The 634-nt window shown below is 54.1% G+C and carries 2 pseudogenes; both read right to left on the bottom strand.

What is annotated here, in order from left to right:
• Nucleotides 1-220 (bottom strand): annotated as a pseudogene (locus HT737_RS30610) (hypothetical protein); the annotation flags it as partial.
• A 25-nt stretch (nt 221-245) separates the two neighbouring features.
• A pseudogene (locus tag HT737_RS30605) lies at nt 246-634 on the bottom strand (alanyl-tRNA editing protein); the annotation flags it as partial.

Here is a 634-nt window from a genome sequence, read left to right as displayed (position 1 = left end):
CCGCCGGCAACAAATCCCTGAAGTAGTGCCAGAAATAATCAAAACTGGCTTTGCTGGCCGCGTCGATGCCAAGGTGATCATGCAGTTCGACGGCAGCATCGATACTCAGGTATTTCCTTCCGGCCTCGACGTCGCGGTAGTAATTGGCCGAGAACGGAATATTGACCTCGTCGAGAAACGTGGAGATCTTCAGATGCCCCGCGTCGATTCGAAACTGCATGAGAAATGCGCCAAACGCACGTTTGCTATCCAAGCTCTTCCGCCTCTGCCGACAGAGTGACAAGCACTCTGGTCGTGTTTTTCTTGATCTTCATACTGGAAGTCACCACGCCTATTTCTTGCGTATTACGCACATGAACGCCCCCACAGGGGATTGACCAGTCTTCGCATTGCCACCAACGAAATCCCTGTCCCTGGCGGGTATCCGCTTCCGTACGAATCTCATGACTTGCAGAGCAAAACTCGTTCAAGGCATCTGTTGCGCGCCTCAGACTGTCTTCGTCGAACTCACCGACAAACTCGTATTGGTTCTCGCCACCCTCGTCGCTCAGCGGCGAACGAACCGGATGCGCAATCGCTCGCCCGAGCGTCCGCTCGAGCATGCAATGAATCAAATGCATCGCCGAATGAACCC

It is taken from the genome of Pseudomonas sp. MD195_PC81_125 (genome assembly GCF_014060985.1).
Taxonomy (GTDB): Bacteria; Pseudomonadota; Gammaproteobacteria; order Pseudomonadales; family Pseudomonadaceae; genus Aquipseudomonas; species Aquipseudomonas parakoreensis.
This window is presented reverse-complemented; position numbering and strand designations above follow the sequence as displayed.